Here is an 18,145-nt window from a genome sequence, read left to right as displayed (position 1 = left end):
ATGCACACCATCAGCTGCACTATCTGCATAACGGGCGGAGAGGTCACACCCGTCAACGGCCTCATCCCGGCCCTGCCCACCGGCTGGTCGACGACCACCATCGCCGAACGCGGCTCGGCCGTCCGCAACTTCGTGCTGTGCCGCACCTGCACCGCAGCCGTCCGTGCCACGCTGTCGCGCTGCAGCGCGGCCCACCGAGACGCGGTGACGCCATGAGCACCCTGGTTGTCGGGGCGGACCCCGGCATGACCACCGGCCTCTTCCACTTCACCGTCGAAGACGGCACGATCACCCACCCGGTGGCCATCCAGATCCACGGCCACGAAGGTGTGGTGCCGCTGGTGCGCTGCCTCATCAGCCGCCGCGAACCCGGCGACGGTCTGCTCCTGGCCGTCGAGCAGTTCATCGTCGGCGGGCGGGCGCACCGCAGCTCCACCCCCGGCGCCGGGAAGATCACCCGCGACCTGATCGGCGCGCTGCTCGACCTCGACACCGACGCCGTGGTGCACCCCGCCGGGCACGTCAAGCCCTGGGCCACCGACCGGATGCTCGAAGCCGCGGGGCTGCTCAAGCCGTGCGACCAGATGCGCCACGCCAAAGACGCCGCCCGGCACGCCCTGTTCGCTGCGGTGGCCGGCGGCCTGGTGCGCAACCCGCTCTCCAAGGCGGCCGTCTGATGGCGCAGCAGGAGGTCGGCCGCATCACGATCGTCGTCAACGCTGAGGTGACGGGCGACGTGGACGCGCCTACGGCAGCAGGACCACCCAAGCTGTCGCTCGAAATCGAGCTGCCGACAGACAACCCGTATCACGCCGCGCTCGTGTTCTTGCGTCGCGTCGCGGATCAGCTCGAAGCGGAGATCGAGTGATGCGTAAGCCCTACGAATTCCCGGTGGTCGGCCTCAGCGCGGAGGACGGCGTGCTGCTCAGCCGCATCATCTCGGCCTGCTACGCCGCCAGCGAGAACCACCAGCGCAGTGTCCGCGAACGCCTGATCAGCCGCATCATCTACGCGTGGCTGCGCGGCTTCCGCGACGCCAACCGACCGCCGGTGAAGCGGTGAGCTTCGTTGCCCAGTGGGGCAGTTACTGCTGCGAGTGCCTGGAGCGATTCGGCCCCGGCACCGAGCTCACCTACAAGCCCGACCCCCACAACGCCCAGGCAGGCCCCACCGCGCCCGGCCTGCCCGCTCACGCCCCTAAGTGCCCGGAAATCGTGGCCGAAACCCGCGATCAGGCCTGCCCCAGCTGCCACCTAATCCACGCCGGAGAGTGCTTCTGATGAGCATCGACGGCACCGTCTACCTGCTGCACTTCGACCGGCCCTACAAACATGCCAAGCACTACATCGGCTGGGCCAGCAACCTCGACGCCCGCCTGGCCCACCACCGCGCCGGTAGCGGCGCCAACCTGCTCGCGGTGCTCAGACGCGAGGGCATCGGCTGGACCCTCGCCCGGACCTGGAACGGCAGCCGGAACCGCGAACGCCAGATCAAGCTGCAGGGCGGCGCGTCACGCGTCTGCCCCATGTGCGGCGTCATCCCCCGAAACCCCCAGGAGAACACCGCGTGACCCAGCCAGTTCGACCTTTCGCCGACTCCGTCCTGGCCTACCACCAGGCCGGCTGGCCGATCGTGCCCGTTCCCCCGGAAACCAAGACACCCCCGCCTCGCGGCTTCACCGGCGCCGACGGCGTCGACGCCGAGCCCGAGCAGCTGGTGCGCTGGGCCACCTCGCACGCCACCAGCTCGGTGGCGATCAGGATGCCCGAAGGGGTCATCGGCATCGACGTCGACGACTACATCAAGGGCGACGTCGTCAAGCACGGTGCGGGCACCCTCGGCGAGCACATCACGCTCTGGGGCGACCTCCCGCCCACCTGGTCGAGCACGGCGCGGGGACCAGGGCTGAGCCGGATCTACTTCTATCGCGTCCCCGCACAGCGCTACGCCACGGTGCTCGGCCCCGACGTCGAGATCATCCAGCGCCACCACCGTTACGCCGTGGTCTGGCCGTCGGTGCACGTCGGAGTTCCGAAAGACCTGGGGGGTAACCCGCTCGTCGGCACTTATACCTGGTACGACCCTCAGGGTCAGCCGTGCGAGCCGCCTAAAACCATCGAGCTGCCGGAGCTGCCCCAGGCCTGGGTCGCAGGGCTGGCCGAAGGTGCGGCACCGGCCAGCGCCAGCTCGGCCTCGCGCGACGAAGGCGAGCAGATGTGGTCGGCCATCACCAGCGACGAACGCCCGGCCTGCGCGCACATGGCCAGCGCCCTGCTCGACGCCTACCGCCTGATCGAGGCCTCCACCAGCGGTACTCGCCACGACGCCGCCGACGACCGCGCCTGGAACCTGGTGCAGATCGCCGCTGACGGACACCCGGGCCTGGGCGTGGCGTTCGACGAGCTCACCGCGCTGTGGGAGCAGGTCACCGCCGGGGAGGACCGTGGCGAGGAATGGCTGCGGCTGTTCATCACCGCCGCGCGCAAAGCCGTCACCCGCGTGGGCCGCCCGACCCCCGTCGACCGTGACCCCTGCTTCGAGGCGATGGGCCTGACGCTGGTACCCGCACCGACACCGGGCGCCGCGCCTGGCGAAGAGCCGGCCGAGCCGATCGCCCCGGCACAACCGTGGAGCGTCGGCGAGCACATCGGGGTGCACCTGTTCGACCCGCACTTCGGCCTCGACCAGCCGCTGGCCCAGACCGTGCTCGAGCGGATGTCGCCGGTGATGCGCTACGCCTACGACTCCAACGGCTGGCTGCGCCGCGGCCCCGAATGCTGGGAAGACCTCAAGGACCTGTCGGGCTGGGCGATGACCGAGGTCGCCAAGATCATGCCGCACGGTGATCCCGACGCCGAGAAGGGCAGCGACGCCCGCGACCAGGCCGACCGCCGCAAGCGGTTCATGACCTCCAGCTCCGCCAAGGCGATCGGCGAGCGGATGAAAGCGCTGCTCGCCGGCGGCACGCACCCCTGCTCGGTGGCCATGGCCTCGCTGGACCGCGACCCCTGGGTGCTGTGGGCCGGCGGCATCCCGTGGGATCTCACCGCCTCAGCCGATGTCCCCACGATCGCCGGGCACGTCGACCCCGCCACCCCGCACCTGCGCGCGGCCGCGGTCGCCCCCCACGTGCGCCCCACACCGCTCTGGGACGCCTTCACCGCGGCCGTCTGGCCGGACCCCGAGCTGCGGGCCTGGGCGCTGCGGGTGCTGTCGATCGCGGTCACCGGTGATGCGGCCAAGGCGCTGCCGCTGCTCGTCGGCGAAGGCGACCGGGGCAAAACCCAGATCGTCGTGCTGATCATGTCGGTGCTGGGCAGCTACGCCCACGCCGCTGACCCGCGGTTGCTCGGCGGCACCGACAAGGCGCACGCCTCGATCGTCACCGCGCTGAAAGGCCGGCGGCTGTCGTTCATCGACGAAGCCCCCAAGGACGCAGCCAGCAGCCAGGAGCGGCTGAAGCAACTGACCGGCGGCGGTGAGCTGACCGGCAACGACATGGGGCGCAACCCGATCACCTTCACCCCCACCCACACGCTGGTACTGACAGCCAACGAAGCGCCCAAACTCACCGACCCGGCTGTGCGCCGGCGGGTGCGGCTCATCCCGTGTGAAGGCGACCCGGCCGAGGTGATCGCGGCCCGCAAAGCGATCGGCAACACCCACGGCGCGGCCTGGCGCAACGAAGCGCCCGGGGTACTGGCCAAGCTCATGGCCGAGGCCTCGAGGTGGCTGGCCGACGAGACGACCGGGCGCACCGACGCAGCGCCGGAGAAATACCGCTACCGCGCTGAGGAGATCGCGGCCGAGCAGAACCTCACGCACAGCTGGATGGAGGCGATGTGCGAGCCCTTCGAGACCGGGACGGCGTCCCACGAATTGCACGCAGCGTTCGTGGGCTGGTGCAAAGACCAGGGCATCAGAGACACGAATCGGCCCAGCATGACGAAGTGGGGCACCGAGCTGAACCGTCTCGGTTACCCGGCGATGAAGCGCAGGCACGGCCACGTACGCGCACTCCGAATCCGAATCACCGGAAATTGGGCCAGCGGTGCAGGGTTGGGTGCAGGGTTTGACGCCAACCCTGCACCCCCGGATACCCCAGTAATTACCGACGTTTCTAACCCCGTTGTGCAGGGTGTGCAGGGTGTGCAGGGTATTTATCCCCCCTACACACACGCGCATACACACACGCGCATACAAGGCCAGGGTGAAACGACCCTGCACCCCTGCAACCCTGCACAGCCTGGCGAACCCTGCACACCAGTGCCGGCGAACCCCGCCGAGTCGGCGAAGATCACCGCGGGTCTGCTGGCCGCACGTGAGGCTGCGCTGCAGGTTGCGCCGATCGCGCAGCCCGCCCCGGCCAAGCCGACGCGGACCAAGGTCGACCCCGCGGTGCGAGCCGCGGAGAAGGCTGCGGCCAAAGCCCAGGCGCTCGCTGAGCAGATCGCCGAAGCCAGCGGGCCGGTGCTCACGCTGCCGACGCTCGTCTCGCACCAGCAGCTGGCCGCGCTCGAGCTGGCCGACGTCGCCCAGGTGGTCGAGGTGTTCGGCCTCGGCCAGGAGCTCACGGTGGACGTCGAACACACGGGCTACCCGATCGGGCACGCCGACTACCAGCTGCGGACGGTCCAGGTGGGCAACGACCACGGCGTCCTGGTCTTCGACGCAACCGACCCCGCACAGCTCGAGGTGGCCGGCGACCTGGTGAACCGCGCCGAGGTGCTGCACGCACATTCGGCCACCGCCGACCTGGTGCCGTTGGCGATCGCCGACGCCATCGACATCGACTCCGCCTGGACCCGGATGCACGACACCGCGATCCAGGCGCTAATCGCGGATCCGCAGTCCACCGGCTCCGACGCCGACGGGCTTAAGCAGCTGGCTCACGACGTGCTCGGCGACCAGGCCGCGTCCACCCCGGCCGACGCCGCCCGGGCCGCGCTGTTCAAAGCCGGCAAGTGGCTGACCAACACCAAGGCGACCACGCCGGTGACGCGTTCGGGCTGGGCGCAGGTGAACCCGCGCAGCACGACGATGATCCGTTACGCGGCCAGCGACGTGCTGGACACCGCGGCGCTGGCCAAGGCACTGCCGCAGATGCCGTCGGTGGTCCGCGAGCGTGAGCGCACCGCGCAGCGGATGACCGCCCGCGTGGCGCACCAGGGCGTGCGCTTGGACGGCGAGCACATCGACGCCAAGCTGCCCGAGCACCAGGCCGCCCTCGCTGAAGCCGCCGGCCGCCTCGCCGCGTTCGGTATCGACAACGCGGGCAGCGACCAGCAGATCGCGGCCGCCCTGGTGGCCCTGGGCGCGCCTCTGCCCCGAACGAAGACCGGCCGTCCCTCGGTGGCCAGAAGCGCAATCGAGGGCTACAAGACGCTCTCAGGCCCGATCGGTGATCTGGTCCGGGCCCGCCTGGACTACCAACACCACGAGACGGTGCTGGGCCTGTTCCTGGAGCCGTACGCGCAGCTGGTGCACCGCGGTGACGGCCGGGCCCGCCCGACGGTCTACACCCTCGGCGCAGACACGGGCCGCATGAGCTGCATTCAAAGCGACGCTCTCGTGGACATGCCCCGCGATCTGATCAAGTATCCCGGCGGCGTGCCGATCACCGAGGTTAAGGCGGGAGATTGGGTCTACGCCTTTGACCACAATCGTGAGCTGGTTCTGCGCCGCGTCAAGTGGTGTGAGCAGACCGCAGTACGCGAGACCGTGATCATCACCGCTGAGAATTCCGACGGTCATCAGATCACGCTTCGAGCAACACCGGACCACCTTGTGCGCCTGCGTAACGGCGACTGGCGCGCCGCCGGAAACCTCATGCACGCACCCGGACGGCCGCACCGCGACGACGGTCCAAGGCTCATGACGATGGTCAAGCGCATCGTGGACGACGGCTACGTGAAGTTCTTCCCGCACTCCATCGCCCGCAAAGGCGCCGGCACCATGGGCGGGGGCAAGAACCGGGAGCACCGCTGGGTATTGGAGCAGATCGCCGGCCGCAAGATCAGCACCAAGGTGGACGTCAACCACATCGACGGCAACCGGGCCAACAACCACCCCTCGAATCTCGAAGAGCTACCGATGCACGAGCACCGCGGCAACCGTGATCTGGCCTGGGGGGTCGAACAGGCCGAGCTGAATCTGTCCACTGGGCCGAACGACTACCGCGTTATCTCGGTGACGCCCGGCATCGTGGAGCCGGTCTGGGATATGGAGGTGGACGAGGTCCACAACTTCATCGCCAACGGGATCTGCGTGCACAATTGCGTGCGCCCCAACCTCCAGCAGGTCCCGCGCCAGGGCGGCATCCGCCGCTGCATCACCGCCGATCCCGGCTACGTGATCGCCTCTGCCGACTTCGCCAGCGTCGAGGTCCGGGTGGCGGCCGCGCTCAGCGGCGACCTCGGCCTGCAGCAGATGCTCGCCCAGGGCGTCGATCTGCACGGCCTGATTGCCCGCGAGGTCTACGGCCCCGACGCCACCAAGGAAGACCGCTACAACACCAAGCGCGGCGTCTTCGGCCGGCTCTACGGATCGGGCATCCCCGGCATCGCCCGCACGCTGGGCATCAGCGAGACACTGGCCGCCAGCACCGTCGACGTCCTGGACTCCTACACCCCGCAACTCGCGGCCTGGACCCAGGGCCTCAAGCAGGCCGTGCAGCGCGGCATGACCACCTACGAGACGTACTCCGGTCGGGTGGTCCACCTCGACCAGCGGCTGCCGCACAAGGCGCTCAACTACTGCGTGCAGGGCACCGCGCGTGAGCTGCTGGTCGACACCCTCATCCGTTGGCAGGACACCCGCTGGGCCGACTGCGTGCTGATGCCCGTGCACGACGAACTGCTGGTGTTCGTCCCTGAATCCGACGCCGAAGAAGCCACCGCCGCGCTAGTCGCTGCGATGGAAACAACCCTCATGGGCGTGGCCATCAAGGCCGAAGCCTCTTCCCCCTCAACCGCCTGGAGTGATGCGTCATGAGCAAGATCAAGTGCCTGATCGTCGAAGAGCTGGACCAGGTCGACGGCAACGGCAACCGGCTGGTGCGTGTGGTCAGCGACCGCGCAGGGTCGGATGAACGCCCGACGGTGTGGGTCAGTCCGCACGATCTGCGTTCGCGTCCGACCAGCGCCAAGCGCCTGCCGGCGAAGCGATGAACCGGCTGCTCTGGCGTCTCCAACGGACGCTGTTCTGGGCTGAGCGCATGACCGCGCGCTACGACCGGTCATGGTGGTGGTCGCGCGTGTGGCCTCCGGCTCGGCGTCGGGCTGCTGAGCGGGCAGCGCGGCCTCCGGCGGCGTCTCGGCTGCCTAGGACGCAGATGTGGATCTCCGGCGATCGCGGAGGGACGTGGCATGAGGTCGGGGCGAGTGTGGGTTTTGCGCCGTCGCCGGTGGTTGATGACGGCCCGTCGATGCCTACGGTGGGCGCGATGTCGTGGTCGGCTGAGATCAAACTCAAGCGTCCTGTGCGGCGGCACAGCACACCTGCGGAGTGTGACTACGCCTGTGGCTGCGTCTGGCCAGTCGGCGGTGGCCAGTGATGGCGCGGCGAAAGGCTCCGCTGCTGCCCCTTGGCGAGGTGGTCTTTGAGACACCGGGGCCGATGACGTACGGCGATCAGGCGCGACACATCGCCAGTCAGCTACGCGGGTCGTCAGCGATCAGCAGCCGGCCATTCATCGAGCTCGGCCAGTTGCTCGACGACTTGGCCCCGGTGCTGGACAAGCTCGAAGGTCTGGCGGGGATGATCGAGTGATCGCGCTCCCGTATTGCGTCTCGCCGCGGCATTTCGACCACGAGCCGCCGTTGGCCGTGGATCAGACCCTGTTGTGCGACCCGTGCACTAGGCGGCTCTACGGCTGGTTGCGGGACATCCCGGCCGACTACCTCGCGCTGACGCTGCTGCTGGAACCACCGTTGCTGCAGCGCATCGAGCATGGCGACGGCACCGCGCATCAGGCGGTGATGACGGAACCGGACCTGAACGCCATCCAGCTCACCAGCTGGATCGGCAACGCAACCGCTGACCGCCGGGGCCGAGCAAGCGCCGGAGGTGTCCCGTTCGTGGTGCCCGAAGACGACGGCAGCTACGTGCCGCCGGTGCTGAGCACGCTGCACAGCGTCGCCGAAGCGCTGCGTGAGGAGCTGGACCCGTCACGGCTCACAGAGCCCGCTGGGGTCGAACCGGCGCGACCAGCGCGGATGGTCGCGACGGGCATCGCGCAGTCGCGTCGCGAGCAGACGGTCGCCGTCATCCGCTGCGACCAGTCGGACCTGCCGGTGACTGCGTGCGTCGACTGCCGCAGCGGCTTCCACTCCGGTGGCTACGAGTCCGCACCGTGGGTCACCACGATCATCGAGACCAACACCGGCTCGACCACACCACGCACCACGGTGCCGCTGGAGCTGACCACTGTCGTCGGCGAGGTCAACTACCTGCTCACCGCCCTGCACCACCTGGTCCGCGCCGAGTGGGTCGCCGACGCGTACGGGCGGATCGAGCAAGCCTCGACCGGGCTGCGCCGTGCGCACCCACCGCTGCCGAAACCGAAGCTGCTCGGCAACCACCGCGACGAGAAGAACTACCCACCCGGCGCCGTCGGCGGCTATTGCTGGGGCCAGGTGTTCGACCCGGTCGGTACCGCGCCGGCGTTCTGTGATGGGTGTGGGCGGGTGTGGCCTGGTTCGCAGGCGATCGCCCGGATGACGTTGGAGGTTGTGTGACCACCATGACCGAATCCCCCACGGTCGACCTCGACCAGGCCGCCGCCATCTGCGGCGTCTCCAAGGCCACCATCCGCAAGTGGGTGCAGCGTCAGCACATCCGTCGGCTACCCGGCGGCCGGTACGACGTGCACGAGCTGCTGCACTGGATCGACACCCGAGACCCGGACGCCCTGTTCGCCCGTGCGGGCATCGCGATGAGGGACCGCCCGTAGACTCCGCCCATGGCGAATACGTGGGTGGCGTTCAAGGGCGGGCCGATGGACGGCAGAGTCGAGCTGGGCAGCCACGATGGCGACACCTTGTGGGACGCGCTCAAACCACCTGCGCGCTATCGCCTTAACGGCGAGACGTTACAGACCACGGACGGCCCGATCCCGGTGGCTGAGTTCGTCGTTCCAGAGCCTAAGAACATCGACCTCTAGGCTGAGGCGAAGTAGACGCCCGGCCCCTCGTATGGTTCGACCGTCACGGAGACCACTGCAGACGCCGGGATGATGGTGCGCTTGTCACCCTCGATGGCGTACAGGTAGCCCAGCGAGGTCAGCAGATTGGCGATGCCACGGCCAACTGTGTCCACGTCCTCGATGTCGCCTGAGATGGCTAGGTCAGCCGCCCGAAAGCTGTGCTTTGGGTCCGCTCCGGTGTCGATAGTTGCCACGAGTTCGCCTACTGCAGGTTCAGTCATGCGCCAATTGAACATCATCGAAGCCGGGCGTGTCGCTTGCGCTCCAGTAAATTCGTGTGACACGCTTTCCGGGCACCAGTCTGCCCCACGCAGCTGGTGCTTTGTCGTCACTGGGGCACGTTCGGGGTGAGGCGTCAAACCGCCGGCACCAGACTCCTACCTAGCGCAAGGTTCGTTCGGCCTGGGTCCGCCATCTGCTCGGGCTGCCATGAACGTTCCTGCGCCGAACCCACGAACCCCCGTGAGGTGACCATGGCCAAACGCACCTGCCACGTCTGCAAGAAGACCCTGGTGGAGATCCCTCGGACACCGCAGCAGGGCCAGCAGCACTGCGCCTCAGCGAACTGTCACTGGTGCATGACCTGCGAGCGTCGCCGGTTGGCCGAGGCCAAGAACGCCCCGTAACCGAAGCGCACCACCAAAGCGACACCGATCACGGCGGCGTAGAGCAGCCACAGCAACGCAGCGGCCACCGCGAAGAACGCCGCGACACACAGAACCGCAAGCCTGATCATCGGGCAATCGTAAGCCCAACGCGCCCAGAAAGCGCCGAGAAAACCGCAACACCCACTTGGGCCTGGCGCCCGATCGCGCGACCTGACCTGGCGTCCCCGCGCACCGCCCCATCCGCCGCGAGGTGACCCAATGCCTCGACACCGCCCGCCACTCACCCCGGCCGAGAAGAAGCGCATTGTTGACCTGGCCAAGGCCGGGACGACCCGCAACGACATCGCCCGCCAGCTCGGCGTCTCCACCGGCACCGTCAGTAAAGTCGCCGCAGCCGCGAACGTCAGCTTCAACCGTGACGCCACCGCCGCCGCGACCCACGCCCGCAAGGTCGACAACGCCGCCCGCCGCGCCGCGATCATCGCCACGCTCTACACCCGCGCTGAAGAGTTCCTCGAGCAGATGACGATGCCGCACCTGGCGTTCGCGTTCGGCGGCAAGGACAACGTGTACGCCGAGCATCTGCTGGAGCGCCCGCCGACATCGGACATCCGCAACCTGATGAGCTCGGCCGGCACCGCGCTGACCAAGGCCATCGACCTGGAGAAGGTCGACGCCTCGCAGGGCACCGAAGATGTCAAGAGCATGCTCGCCGACCTCGGCCGAGCGCTCGGCATCGGAGCGTGACCGTCAAGCTGGAGCTGCCGCTTTCACCGAAGCAGTTGCGCTCCGTGCAGGACGCCGACGCCCGCGTCAACGTGTGGGAAGGCTCCGTCCGATCGGGTAAGACCGTCGCCAGCCTGCTCCGTTGGCTCGTCTACGTCGCGACCAGCAAAGTCCGCGGCGAACTCGTAGCTGTGTCCCGCACCCGGGGCTCAGCGGCCCGCAACATCTTCGCCCCGCTGATGAGCCCCGACCTGTTCGGCGACGTCGCCAAGCACGTCTCCTACACACCCGGCGCTGACACAGCCACCGTCCTCGGCCGGAAAGTGTGGGTCCTCGGCTCCAGCGACATCCGCTCCGAGCAAGTCCTCCGGGGTCTCACTTGCGCCGGCGCGTACGTCGACGAGATCACGCTGCTGCAGGAAGACTTCTTCGTCCAGCTGCTCAACCGGTTGTGGGAAGGCGCCAAGTTCTTCGGCACCACCAACCCCGGCAACCCCGCGCACTGGCTGAAGCGGAAGTTCCTCGACCGCATCACCGACCTCCCGGACTGGCGGTCCTGGCACTTCCTCCTCGACGACAACCCGCTGCTGTCCGAAGAACGCAAAGACGCGATCCGCCGCGAGAACATCGGCCTCTACTACCGCCGCAACGTGCTCGGCGAATGGGTCGCTGCTGAAGGCGCTGTGTTCCCGCAGTGGGACCCGGCCCGGCACACCATCCCGTGGGCGACGCTGCCGGTCATGCAGCGGCTACTCGGCGTCGGCGTCGACTACGGCACCACCAACCCATCGTCGGGGGTGCTGCTCGGCCTCGGTGTGGATCAGCGGCTGTACGCCGTCGACGAATGGCGGCACGACCCCGCGGTGTCACAGATCCGGTTGACCGACGCCGAACTGTCGACCAGTTTCCGTGCGTGGCTCAGCGCAGCGCACACACCGGACGTCACCGACCTGGTCCCGCAGTGGGTCGCGATCGACCCGGCTGCCGCGTCGTTCAAAGTGCAGCTGTTCAACGACAAAGTGCGTGGGCTGACCGACGCAGAGAACGACGTCGCCTACGGCATCCAGACGATGAGCAGCCTTCTCGGTGCTGAGCAACTGCTCATCACCGACCGGTGCGCCGGGCTGATCACCGAACTGCCGGGCTACTCGTGGGACGACAAGGCCACCGAAAAAGGCGAAGACAAGCCGCTGAAGACCGCGGATCACAGCATCGACGCTGCCCGCTACGCCGTAGCGACCACGGAGTCATTGTGGCGCGGCCGGCTCACTACGACGCCTAGGGAGGCTGCCTGATGCCGCTGCCTCTGAACGGCACACCGTGGCCCCCGAAGCAGCTGGCCAAGGTCACGCCGCAGCTGAACCTCTGGGACGCGTGGTACTCCGGCGACGTGCTGCGCCTGTCGACTGAGTACGGCTTCAACGGCCAGGGCGTCCCCGGCTACCCTGTCCCGCGCGGCGCCGCACGTCGCACCGGTGTGTTCGGTTCGATCGCACGCTGGTTCTGGGGGCAGCCGACGACGAACGGGCAGCAGATCACGAAGCTGCATGTCCCGATCGCCGCTGACATCTGCCAGGCCGGCGCGGATCTGCTCTTCGCTGAGCCGCCGTCGTTCACGGTCGATGACGAGGTCACGCAGAAGCGCCTTGATGACCTCGCCGACGACACGCTGCACGCCGCGATCGCGGAAGCCGCGGAGCTCGGCGGGGCGCTCGGCGGGGTGTACCTGCGGGTGACGTGGGATAAGACGCTGCTGGACCAGCCGTTCGTCACGTCCATCGCTGCTGACGGTGCTTTGCCGGAGTTCCGGTGGGGCCGGCTGTCGGCCGTGACGTTCTGGACCCGGCTCGCGACGACCAGCGACAACCTGGCGTACCGGCACCTCGAGCGGCACGAGCTCGACAAGAACGGCGTCGGGATCATTCAGCACGCCCTCTATCAAGGCGGCGAGGGGGACATTGGCACAGCGGTCCCGCTGACCGAGCACCCGGACACGGCACCGCTCGCTGAGATGGTGACCGACGGTAACGTCATATCGACGCTCTCACCGGGCCTCGACGTCGTGTACGTCGCCAACCAGCGACCGCAGCGGAAGTGGCGCAATGACCCGGTCGGCTGCAACCTCGGCCGGTCGGACCTCGACGGTGTCGAACCGTTGATGGACGCCCTCGATGAGACGTACTCATCGTGGATGCGCGACATTCGTCTCGGTAAATCCCGTGTGTTCATAGGTGAATCTTTGCTCGACTCGAACGGCCCTGGTAACGGTGCGAGTTTCGACATGGACCGTGAGATCTTCACCCCGCTGAACCTGCTGCAGTCAGCGAACTCGACAGGGTCGGGGTTGCCGATCCAGGCGGAGCAGTTCACCATCCGCTGGCAGGAGCACCAGGCCACCGCCAACCAGCTCGTCACCGACATCCTCCGCACCTCCGGGTACTCGTCGCAGACGTTCGGGATGGACGACGGTGGGAAGACGTCGAACATGACAGCCACCGAGGTTCAGGCGAAGGAACGCCGCTCCTACCTCACACGCGACCGGAAGACCCGGTTGTGGCGGCCTCAGCTCGCCGCCCTCGTCGAGAAGATGCTCGCCGTCGACATCGCGGTGTTCGGCACGCCAGGGGTGAAAGCCCAGCTGCCGAACGTCGCATTCGCCGACTCGGTGCAGGAATCACAGATCACGCTCGCACAGACAGCGTTGGCGCTACGACAGGCCGAAGCCGCATCAACCGAGACCCTGGTCGCCCTGATCCACCCGGACTGGGACGAGAAGGAAATCGGTGATGAGGCCAAGCGGATAACCGCTGAGGCCGCTGCAGCTGCGCCACAGTTGCCGGACCCGTCGACGTTCGGAGTTCCCGATGACCCGACCAACGATCCGGCCAGCACCGACCCCGCAGCCCCGGCCTAGCGCCGACTCGCTGGCGTCGGAGCTGATTGCCACCTACACCCGTGCCGAGCAGGCGCTGATCGAGCAGACCACCCGGCTGGCCCGGGCTGGTTTGGATCCGCAGGCCGCGGCCCGCGCATTGCTGTTCACGGCGATGCGGCGGGCCGCTGGCCAGATCGCGACGCAATTGCGGTTGCGTGCTCAGCCATTGGCGATGCAGCTGACCAGGCTGGCAGCTGTTGAGGGGGAGGCTGCCGCTTTCACCCGGATGCGGCGGATGGTCGCCGCTGCGCCTGGTGTCGGTCTCACGAGGACGAGCACCGCCGCCGCCAACGCCATCGGTGTGGAACTCGCATCGAAGCTCGCAGGGGTCGACAACCGGATTCTGCGGTTCCCCGACGACGCCTACCGTGCGATCACCGCCGACGCCGCAACCGATCTGGTGCTGTCCCGGGCGACACCGGCGCAAGCGCAGGCCAAAGCCTGGCACGCACTGGTCGATCACGGCATCACCGGCTACGTTGACCGCGCCGGCCATGACTGGAACCTCGCCTCCTATACCGAGGTAGCGGTCCGCACCGCGTCGCAGCGGGCGTTCAACACCGCGCACGAGGCACGGATGACCGCCGCCGGCATCGAGTACTTCACGGTCAACCACGACGGCCACCCGTGCCCTCAGTGCCTGCCGTTCGAGGGGAAAGTACTCACCCGCACCGGGACCGAGCACGACGCGCTGCGCCTGGACGAAGCCGAAGCCGCTGGGTTGTTCCACCCGAACTGCCGCCACGTGCTGCTGCCCTACTTCCCCGGGGTCACCAACCTTGGCCGCCAATCCGAGTGGACCGACGCCGACGAAGCCCGGTATCGAGCCACGCAGAAACTGCGCTACCTCGAGCGGCAGGTCCGGGCGGCGAAGTACGCCCAACTCGGCGCCCTGACCCCGCTGGACGATCACCGAGCCCGCGCTCGCCTACGGGTGGCGCAGGCCCGCATCCGTGACCACGTCGCACAGCACGACTTGGTCCGCAAGACACGCCGCGAGCAGCTGTCTCTCGGCAACTAGCAGCAACCTCAAACGGTCGCCTGGCGCGGCCGGCAACCAATCCTCGGCCTGGCGCCGGGAGAAGCGAGACAACGCAATGACCGCACCAGTAACGCCACCCGCCGCACCGACCGACCCGCAGACCCCACCGACCGCGCCCACAACGCCGCCAGCTGCACCGGTCACACCCCCAGCGACCGTGCCGCCGGCCCCGACTCCGGCCGACGTCTTCGCCAACTGGGACGGCAAAGTCGAAACCCTCCCCGAAGCGGCGCAGCGGATCATCCGCGACGCCCGGAAGGAAGCGGGCGACTCTCGCACAGCGAAGAACGCCGAAGCGGAACGGGTCAAGGCCATCCTCGCCGCAGCTGGCATCGACACCGGCGACGAAGACCCGGTGAAGGCACTCGAAACCGCCCGCGCCGAACGCGACCAGCTCGCCGCCGAAGCGAAGACGCTCCGGGTCGAGCGGGCACTGGACGCCGCAGCCCGGACCCACAAGGCCGACGCCGCGCTCCTCACAGCTGTCCTCGCCCACAACGGCGAGCTCACCAAGCTAGACCCCGCATCCGCCACCTTCGCGACAGAGCTTGACGCCCTGGTGCTCAAGGCGGTCGCGGACAACCCGAAACTCAAAGACACCCAGGCGGCGTCCGCGAGTGGCATCCCATCCTCCGGTGGACCCGGAGTACCGGCCGACATCGAAGTGCAGATCGCGGAAGCGACGAAGGCAGGCAATCACCGCCTCGCCATCGCGCTGAAACGGCAACAGGCCTACGCCTCGCAGGCGTAGGGCCAACCCGAACTGACCAATCCCAACGTCCTTGGAGGACAACATGGCCGGCGCTATCTCCGGAATGGGCACCACGTTCAACCTGCCCAACTACGTAGGCGAGCTGTTCTCGCTGACCCCGAAAGACACTCCGCTGCTGTCCGCCATCGGCGGTCTCACCGGCGGCGGCATGACCACCGCCCCCGAGTTCGAATGGCAGAGAGCGGACCTTCGCAGCCCGGGGCAGAACGTCGCACTGGAAGGCGCAACCGCCCCGACCGGCGTCGCCCGCGTTCGGGACAACGTCCGCAACGTTTGCGAGGTGCACCAGTCCAAGGTGTCGCTGTCGTACACCAAGCAGTCCAGCCCCGGGCAGCTCACCACGCCCAGCTCTGCCCCGTACCACGGCGTGCCCGGCACCAACCCGGTCACCAACGAACTCGACTGGCAGATCGAGCAGGAGCTCGCCGCGATGGCGTTGGACGTGAACTGGACGTTCATCAACGGCGTGTACCAGCTGCCCACCGACAACACGACGCCTCGCAAGACTCGGGGGCTGCTCGCCGCGATCACCACCAACGTCGCCCAGAAGGGCGTCGTCGTCACCGGGCTCTCCTCGGCCACGGACACGATCACGGAGACCTCGACGGCCCGCTCCAATGGTGACTCGGTGATCTTCACCGACACCGGTGCTGCGACCAACGTCGTCGCCGGCCGCACCTACTACGTCGTCGCGAAGGCCACGAACTCGTTCAAGGTCGCGACCAGCCCGGGCGGCACTGGGCTCACCCTCGGCACCGCCACGGTCAGCGTCCTCGCGCCGCAGACCTCCGCACTGGACGTCCCCACCATCGGGGCTTTCGTGCAGGGTGTCTTCGACAACGGCGGCCTCACCGGCGGTGAGCCGACGTTCCTGGTGAACTCCTCGCAGAAGCGGGCCATCACGAACACCTACGCCGCGGCGTACAAGCAGGCCGACCCGCTGATCCACGGCAACAACGTGGGTGGTGTCGCGATCGACCAGGTTGAGACGGACTTCGGCACCTTCAACATCCTGCTTGACCGGCACGTCCCGCAGGACGCCATCATCGCCTGCTCGCTCAACCAGCTGCGCCCGGTGTTCCTGAACGTCCCCGACAAGGGCTGCTTCTTCGAGGAGCCGCTGGCGAAGACCGGCGCGTCCGACGACGTGCAGATCTACGGCGAGATCGGGCTGGAGTACGGCAACGAGCGCGCCCACGGCGTGATCCGCGGCCTGAAGGTCTGACCTACCCAAGGTCACGGGTGTGGGGCGGCTGCAACGTTGCCCCACACCCGCGCTCAACCCGAAGTGTGTTTCCCTGCTGCTGTTGGAGGCCTGTGATGATCGTGCACGCCACGCAGTCGGACCTCGAGCAGTGGAACACCGACACCACCGTCACCTTCGACGGTGTCGACGTCGACGGATATCTGCGGTCAGCGTCAATGCGCGTCGACCGCGCCACAATGACCGCCTACTACGCGGTCGACCCCGCCGACGGGGTCACCCCCACTGACGCGAAGGTGCTGACCGCTCTGCGGGACGCCACCTGCGCGCAGGCACTCGCCGCGATCACCCTGGCAATCAAGCCGAACGCTGGCGGCGCGGTGGTCAGCCGCGTGAAGCAGTCCGTTGGCATCGGCTCCGGTCGGATCACTTACGCCGACGCGGCTGCCGCCACCGCCAGTCTCCAGCAGGCCACCGCGGAGCTCGTCGACGACGCGTACCTGATTCTGCAGCAAGCTGGGCTCACCGGCAGGCAGCCTTGGCTGTGCGGATGAGCGTCCTCGACGACTTTCTCCGCCAAGCGCTGCAGGTCCAGACAAAGACCGGCGACGGCGCCCGCGGCCCCAACTACGCCGACCCGATGGCCATCTCGTTCGTGGTGGAGGACGGCCGGCGGATGGTGCGCTCTGCGAACGGGGACAACGTCATCTCCGAGACCACTCTCTACACCGAGCCGGCCAACGCCGCAGCCTGTGTAGCGGGGTCGCTGGTCGCGGTCAACGGCCGCGTGGCCACCGTCATCATCGCGAAGCGCCACCTGGTCGGTGACGACGACGTCGACCACCTGGAGGTGGCTCTCACATGAGCATCCGCTTCGAAAGCCACCTCAACTTCGCCGCCCTCAAAGGCCGGGTGGACGCCGCGCTACCCGAAGCTTTGGACCGCGCCGGCGAACGCATACGGGCCGTCGCCGCGGAACGCACACCGGTGGACACCGGGCACCTCGTCGGCTCCGCTGAGGTCACCGTCAGCACCGACGAAGTGGCGATCACCTACCCGGGCCCGTACGCCCGGTACCAGCACGAACGGCTCGACCTGCACCACGAGACCGGGCAGGCGAAGTTCCTGGAATCCGCGATCAACGACGAAGGCCCCGCCGCCCTCGACGACATCGCAGGCACGGTCCGGGACGCGCTGTGAGCCACACCCTCGACCTGGTCTCCGGGATGGCTCAGGCCATCCACGACGCCGGGATCGGCACCTACCGCGCTGACCAGGCGGACTACCTCGACGGGGAAATCGGCTGCCACTTCCACCGGATGCCGCCCCTTGGTGCGGCGATCGTCTTCACGCCCTACACACCGGGCGGTGACTCACTGGCCCAGGCGACAGGAATCATCGCGGTGCAGATCAAAGTCCGTGGCAACACCGACCCGTTCTACCTGGTCGCGTTGGTCGACGAGATCTACCAGCTATTCCAAGGCCTCACCAACGTCGTCTACGGCTCGATCATCGTCACCCAGATGACGAACCGGTCATCGGTCCCGCTCGGCCAGGACTCGGACGGCCGCTGGTCGCACAGCCTGAATTTCTACTGCGACGTCGTCACGCCGCCCAGCTTGAACCGCCCGTACTAACCCCAACCCGCATCAC

Annotated in this window: 24 protein-coding genes; 22 read left to right on the top strand and 2 right to left on the bottom strand. The window is 68.0% G+C overall.

What is annotated here, in order from left to right:
- From CPH63_RS10440 to CPH63_RS10385, 12 genes are all read left to right on the top strand, one after another.
- A complete protein-coding gene (locus CPH63_RS10440) occupies positions 1-216 on the top strand; it encodes a hypothetical protein (protein ID WP_096302912.1) in 216 nt (71 codons plus the stop codon).
- Positions 213-677 (top strand): hypothetical protein, encoded by a 465-nt coding sequence (locus CPH63_RS10435; protein WP_096302911.1) that lies wholly within the window; start codon positions 213-215, stop codon positions 675-677. Before CPH63_RS10440 ends, CPH63_RS10435 begins: the two co-directional genes overlap by 4 nt.
- Positions 677-868 carry a hypothetical protein gene (locus CPH63_RS10430; RefSeq protein WP_096302910.1) on the top strand — a complete coding sequence of 64 codons (192 nt, stop codon included), beginning with the start codon at positions 677-679 and terminating at the stop codon, positions 866-868. The genes CPH63_RS10435 and CPH63_RS10430 overlap by 1 nt, the downstream gene beginning before the upstream one ends.
- Positions 865-1,062: a hypothetical protein gene (locus CPH63_RS10425; RefSeq protein ID WP_157749446.1), complete on the top strand. Its 198-nt coding sequence runs from the start codon at positions 865-867 to the stop codon at positions 1,060-1,062. Before CPH63_RS10430 ends, CPH63_RS10425 begins: the two co-directional genes overlap by 4 nt.
- A complete protein-coding gene (locus CPH63_RS10420; protein WP_096302908.1) occupies positions 1,059-1,280 on the top strand; it encodes a hypothetical protein in 222 nt (73 codons plus the stop codon). Before CPH63_RS10425 ends, CPH63_RS10420 begins: the two co-directional genes overlap by 4 nt.
- Positions 1,280-1,570 carry an endonuclease gene (locus tag CPH63_RS10415; protein WP_096302907.1) on the top strand — a complete coding sequence of 97 codons (291 nt, stop codon included), beginning with the start codon at positions 1,280-1,282 and terminating at the stop codon, positions 1,568-1,570. Before CPH63_RS10420 ends, CPH63_RS10415 begins: the two co-directional genes overlap by 1 nt.
- Positions 1,567-6,993 carry a DNA polymerase gene (locus CPH63_RS10410; protein WP_157749445.1) on the top strand — a complete coding sequence of 1,809 codons (5,427 nt, stop codon included), beginning with the start codon at positions 1,567-1,569 and terminating at the stop codon, positions 6,991-6,993. The genes CPH63_RS10415 and CPH63_RS10410 overlap by 4 nt, the downstream gene beginning before the upstream one ends.
- Complete coding sequence (locus tag CPH63_RS10405) at positions 6,990-7,169, top strand: hypothetical protein (protein ID WP_096302905.1); 180 nt, start codon at positions 6,990-6,992, stop codon at positions 7,167-7,169. Before CPH63_RS10410 ends, CPH63_RS10405 begins: the two co-directional genes overlap by 4 nt.
- A 385-nt stretch (positions 7,170-7,554) precedes the next feature.
- Entirely contained in the window at positions 7,555-7,770 is a 216-nt protein-coding gene (locus CPH63_RS10400; RefSeq protein ID WP_096302904.1) for a hypothetical protein, read from the top strand.
- Positions 7,767-8,738, top strand: coding sequence for a hypothetical protein (locus tag CPH63_RS10395; RefSeq protein ID WP_096302903.1), 972 nt, complete (start codon positions 7,767-7,769; stop codon positions 8,736-8,738). The genes CPH63_RS10400 and CPH63_RS10395 overlap by 4 nt, the downstream gene beginning before the upstream one ends.
- A gap of 5 nt (positions 8,739-8,743) precedes the next feature.
- Complete coding sequence (locus tag CPH63_RS10390; RefSeq protein ID WP_157749444.1) at positions 8,744-8,953, top strand: AlpA family transcriptional regulator; 210 nt, start codon at positions 8,744-8,746, stop codon at positions 8,951-8,953.
- A gap of 9 nt (positions 8,954-8,962) precedes the next feature.
- Positions 8,963-9,163: a hypothetical protein gene (locus CPH63_RS10385; protein ID WP_096302901.1), complete on the top strand. Its 201-nt coding sequence runs from the start codon at positions 8,963-8,965 to the stop codon at positions 9,161-9,163.
- Here the strand turns inward: CPH63_RS10385 and CPH63_RS10380 are convergent.
- Positions 9,160-9,426: a hypothetical protein gene (locus tag CPH63_RS10380; RefSeq protein ID WP_157749443.1), complete on the bottom strand. Its 267-nt coding sequence runs from the start codon at positions 9,424-9,426 to the stop codon at positions 9,160-9,162. The two genes, CPH63_RS10385 and CPH63_RS10380, sit on opposite strands and share 4 nt — an antisense overlap.
- A 347-nt stretch (positions 9,427-9,773) precedes the next feature.
- Positions 9,774-9,941, bottom strand: coding sequence for a hypothetical protein (locus CPH63_RS22230; protein WP_157749442.1), 168 nt, complete (start codon positions 9,939-9,941; stop codon positions 9,774-9,776).
- A gap of 130 nt (positions 9,942-10,071) precedes the next feature.
- Between CPH63_RS22230 and CPH63_RS10375 the strand changes: the two genes are divergently transcribed.
- From CPH63_RS10375 to CPH63_RS10330, 10 genes are all read left to right on the top strand, one after another.
- Positions 10,072-10,560 carry a helix-turn-helix domain-containing protein gene (locus CPH63_RS10375; RefSeq protein WP_096302899.1) on the top strand — a complete coding sequence of 163 codons (489 nt, stop codon included), beginning with the start codon at positions 10,072-10,074 and terminating at the stop codon, positions 10,558-10,560.
- The gene (locus CPH63_RS10370) at positions 10,557-11,834 is read left to right on the top strand and encodes a PBSX family phage terminase large subunit (RefSeq protein WP_096302898.1); all 1,278 of its coding nucleotides are present in this window, start codon (positions 10,557-10,559) and stop codon (positions 11,832-11,834) included. The genes CPH63_RS10375 and CPH63_RS10370 overlap by 4 nt, the downstream gene beginning before the upstream one ends.
- Positions 11,834-13,453, top strand: coding sequence for a phage portal protein (locus tag CPH63_RS10365; RefSeq protein ID WP_096302897.1), 1,620 nt, complete (start codon positions 11,834-11,836; stop codon positions 13,451-13,453). Before CPH63_RS10370 ends, CPH63_RS10365 begins: the two co-directional genes overlap by 1 nt.
- Positions 13,404-14,495: a phage minor capsid protein gene (locus CPH63_RS10360; RefSeq protein ID WP_096302896.1), complete on the top strand. Its 1,092-nt coding sequence runs from the start codon at positions 13,404-13,406 to the stop codon at positions 14,493-14,495. Before CPH63_RS10365 ends, CPH63_RS10360 begins: the two co-directional genes overlap by 50 nt.
- 76 nt (positions 14,496-14,571) lie before the next feature.
- Positions 14,572-15,267, top strand: coding sequence for a hypothetical protein (locus tag CPH63_RS10355; RefSeq protein ID WP_157749441.1), 696 nt, complete (start codon positions 14,572-14,574; stop codon positions 15,265-15,267).
- A 43-nt stretch (positions 15,268-15,310) separates the two neighbouring features.
- Positions 15,311-16,513: a DUF5309 family protein gene (locus CPH63_RS10350; RefSeq protein WP_096302894.1), complete on the top strand. Its 1,203-nt coding sequence runs from the start codon at positions 15,311-15,313 to the stop codon at positions 16,511-16,513.
- 95 nt (positions 16,514-16,608) lie between these two features.
- Positions 16,609-17,046 (top strand): hypothetical protein, encoded by a 438-nt coding sequence (locus CPH63_RS10345; protein WP_096302893.1) that lies wholly within the window; start codon positions 16,609-16,611, stop codon positions 17,044-17,046.
- The gene (locus tag CPH63_RS10340; RefSeq protein ID WP_096302892.1) at positions 17,043-17,357 is read left to right on the top strand and encodes a hypothetical protein; all 315 of its coding nucleotides are present in this window, start codon (positions 17,043-17,045) and stop codon (positions 17,355-17,357) included. Before CPH63_RS10345 ends, CPH63_RS10340 begins: the two co-directional genes overlap by 4 nt.
- Positions 17,354-17,692, top strand: coding sequence for an HK97 gp10 family phage protein (locus tag CPH63_RS10335; RefSeq protein ID WP_096302891.1), 339 nt, complete (start codon positions 17,354-17,356; stop codon positions 17,690-17,692). Before CPH63_RS10340 ends, CPH63_RS10335 begins: the two co-directional genes overlap by 4 nt.
- Positions 17,689-18,129, top strand: a complete 441-nt coding sequence (locus CPH63_RS10330) for a minor capsid protein (RefSeq protein WP_096302890.1) — start codon at positions 17,689-17,691, stop codon at positions 18,127-18,129. The genes CPH63_RS10335 and CPH63_RS10330 overlap by 4 nt, the downstream gene beginning before the upstream one ends.
- Positions 18,130-18,145 lie beyond the last annotated feature (16 nt).

Origin of the sequence: Jatrophihabitans sp. GAS493 (genome assembly GCF_900230215.1) — a bacterium.
GTDB lineage: Bacteria > Actinomycetota > Actinomycetes > Mycobacteriales > Jatrophihabitantaceae > MT45.
The sequence above is the reverse complement of the archived record's forward strand: the minus strand, read 5'-3'. Positions and strand labels throughout refer to the sequence as shown.

Bases quoted from the DNA above. Each gene is read 5' to 3' on its own strand.
- CPH63_RS10345 (WP_096302893.1), top strand. From the start codon at position 16,609: ATGATCGTGCACGCCACGCAGTCGGACCTCGAGCAGTGGAACACCGAC.
- CPH63_RS10335 (WP_096302891.1), top strand. From the start codon at position 17,354: ATGAGCATCCGCTTCGAAAGCCACCTCAACTTCGCCGCCCTCAAAGGC.
- CPH63_RS10350 (WP_096302894.1), top strand. From the start codon at position 15,311: ATGGCCGGCGCTATCTCCGGAATGGGCACCACGTTCAACCTGCCCAAC.
- CPH63_RS10430 (WP_096302910.1), top strand. From the start codon at position 677: ATGGCGCAGCAGGAGGTCGGCCGCATCACGATCGTCGTCAACGCTGAG.
- CPH63_RS22230 (WP_157749442.1), bottom strand. From the start codon at position 9,941: ATGATCAGGCTTGCGGTTCTGTGTGTCGCGGCGTTCTTCGCGGTGGCC.
- CPH63_RS10440 (WP_096302912.1), top strand. From the start codon at position 1: ATGCACACCATCAGCTGCACTATCTGCATAACGGGCGGAGAGGTCACA.
- CPH63_RS10415 (WP_096302907.1), top strand. From the start codon at position 1,280: ATGAGCATCGACGGCACCGTCTACCTGCTGCACTTCGACCGGCCCTAC.
- CPH63_RS10380 (WP_157749443.1), bottom strand. From the start codon at position 9,426: ATGACTGAACCTGCAGTAGGCGAACTCGTGGCAACTATCGACACCGGA.
- CPH63_RS10405 (WP_096302905.1), top strand. From the start codon at position 6,990: ATGAGCAAGATCAAGTGCCTGATCGTCGAAGAGCTGGACCAGGTCGAC.
- CPH63_RS10390 (WP_157749444.1), top strand. From the start codon at position 8,744: ATGACCGAATCCCCCACGGTCGACCTCGACCAGGCCGCCGCCATCTGC.
- CPH63_RS10365 (WP_096302897.1), top strand. From the start codon at position 11,834: ATGCCGCTGCCTCTGAACGGCACACCGTGGCCCCCGAAGCAGCTGGCC.
- CPH63_RS10360 (WP_096302896.1), top strand. From the start codon at position 13,404: ATGACCCGACCAACGATCCGGCCAGCACCGACCCCGCAGCCCCGGCCT.
- CPH63_RS10375 (WP_096302899.1), top strand. From the start codon at position 10,072: ATGCCTCGACACCGCCCGCCACTCACCCCGGCCGAGAAGAAGCGCATT.
- CPH63_RS10435 (WP_096302911.1), top strand. From the start codon at position 213: ATGAGCACCCTGGTTGTCGGGGCGGACCCCGGCATGACCACCGGCCTC.
- CPH63_RS10355 (WP_157749441.1), top strand. From the start codon at position 14,572: ATGACCGCACCAGTAACGCCACCCGCCGCACCGACCGACCCGCAGACC.
- CPH63_RS10400 (WP_096302904.1), top strand. From the start codon at position 7,555: ATGGCGCGGCGAAAGGCTCCGCTGCTGCCCCTTGGCGAGGTGGTCTTT.
- CPH63_RS10340 (WP_096302892.1), top strand. From the start codon at position 17,043: ATGAGCGTCCTCGACGACTTTCTCCGCCAAGCGCTGCAGGTCCAGACA.
- CPH63_RS10385 (WP_096302901.1), top strand. From the start codon at position 8,963: ATGGCGAATACGTGGGTGGCGTTCAAGGGCGGGCCGATGGACGGCAGA.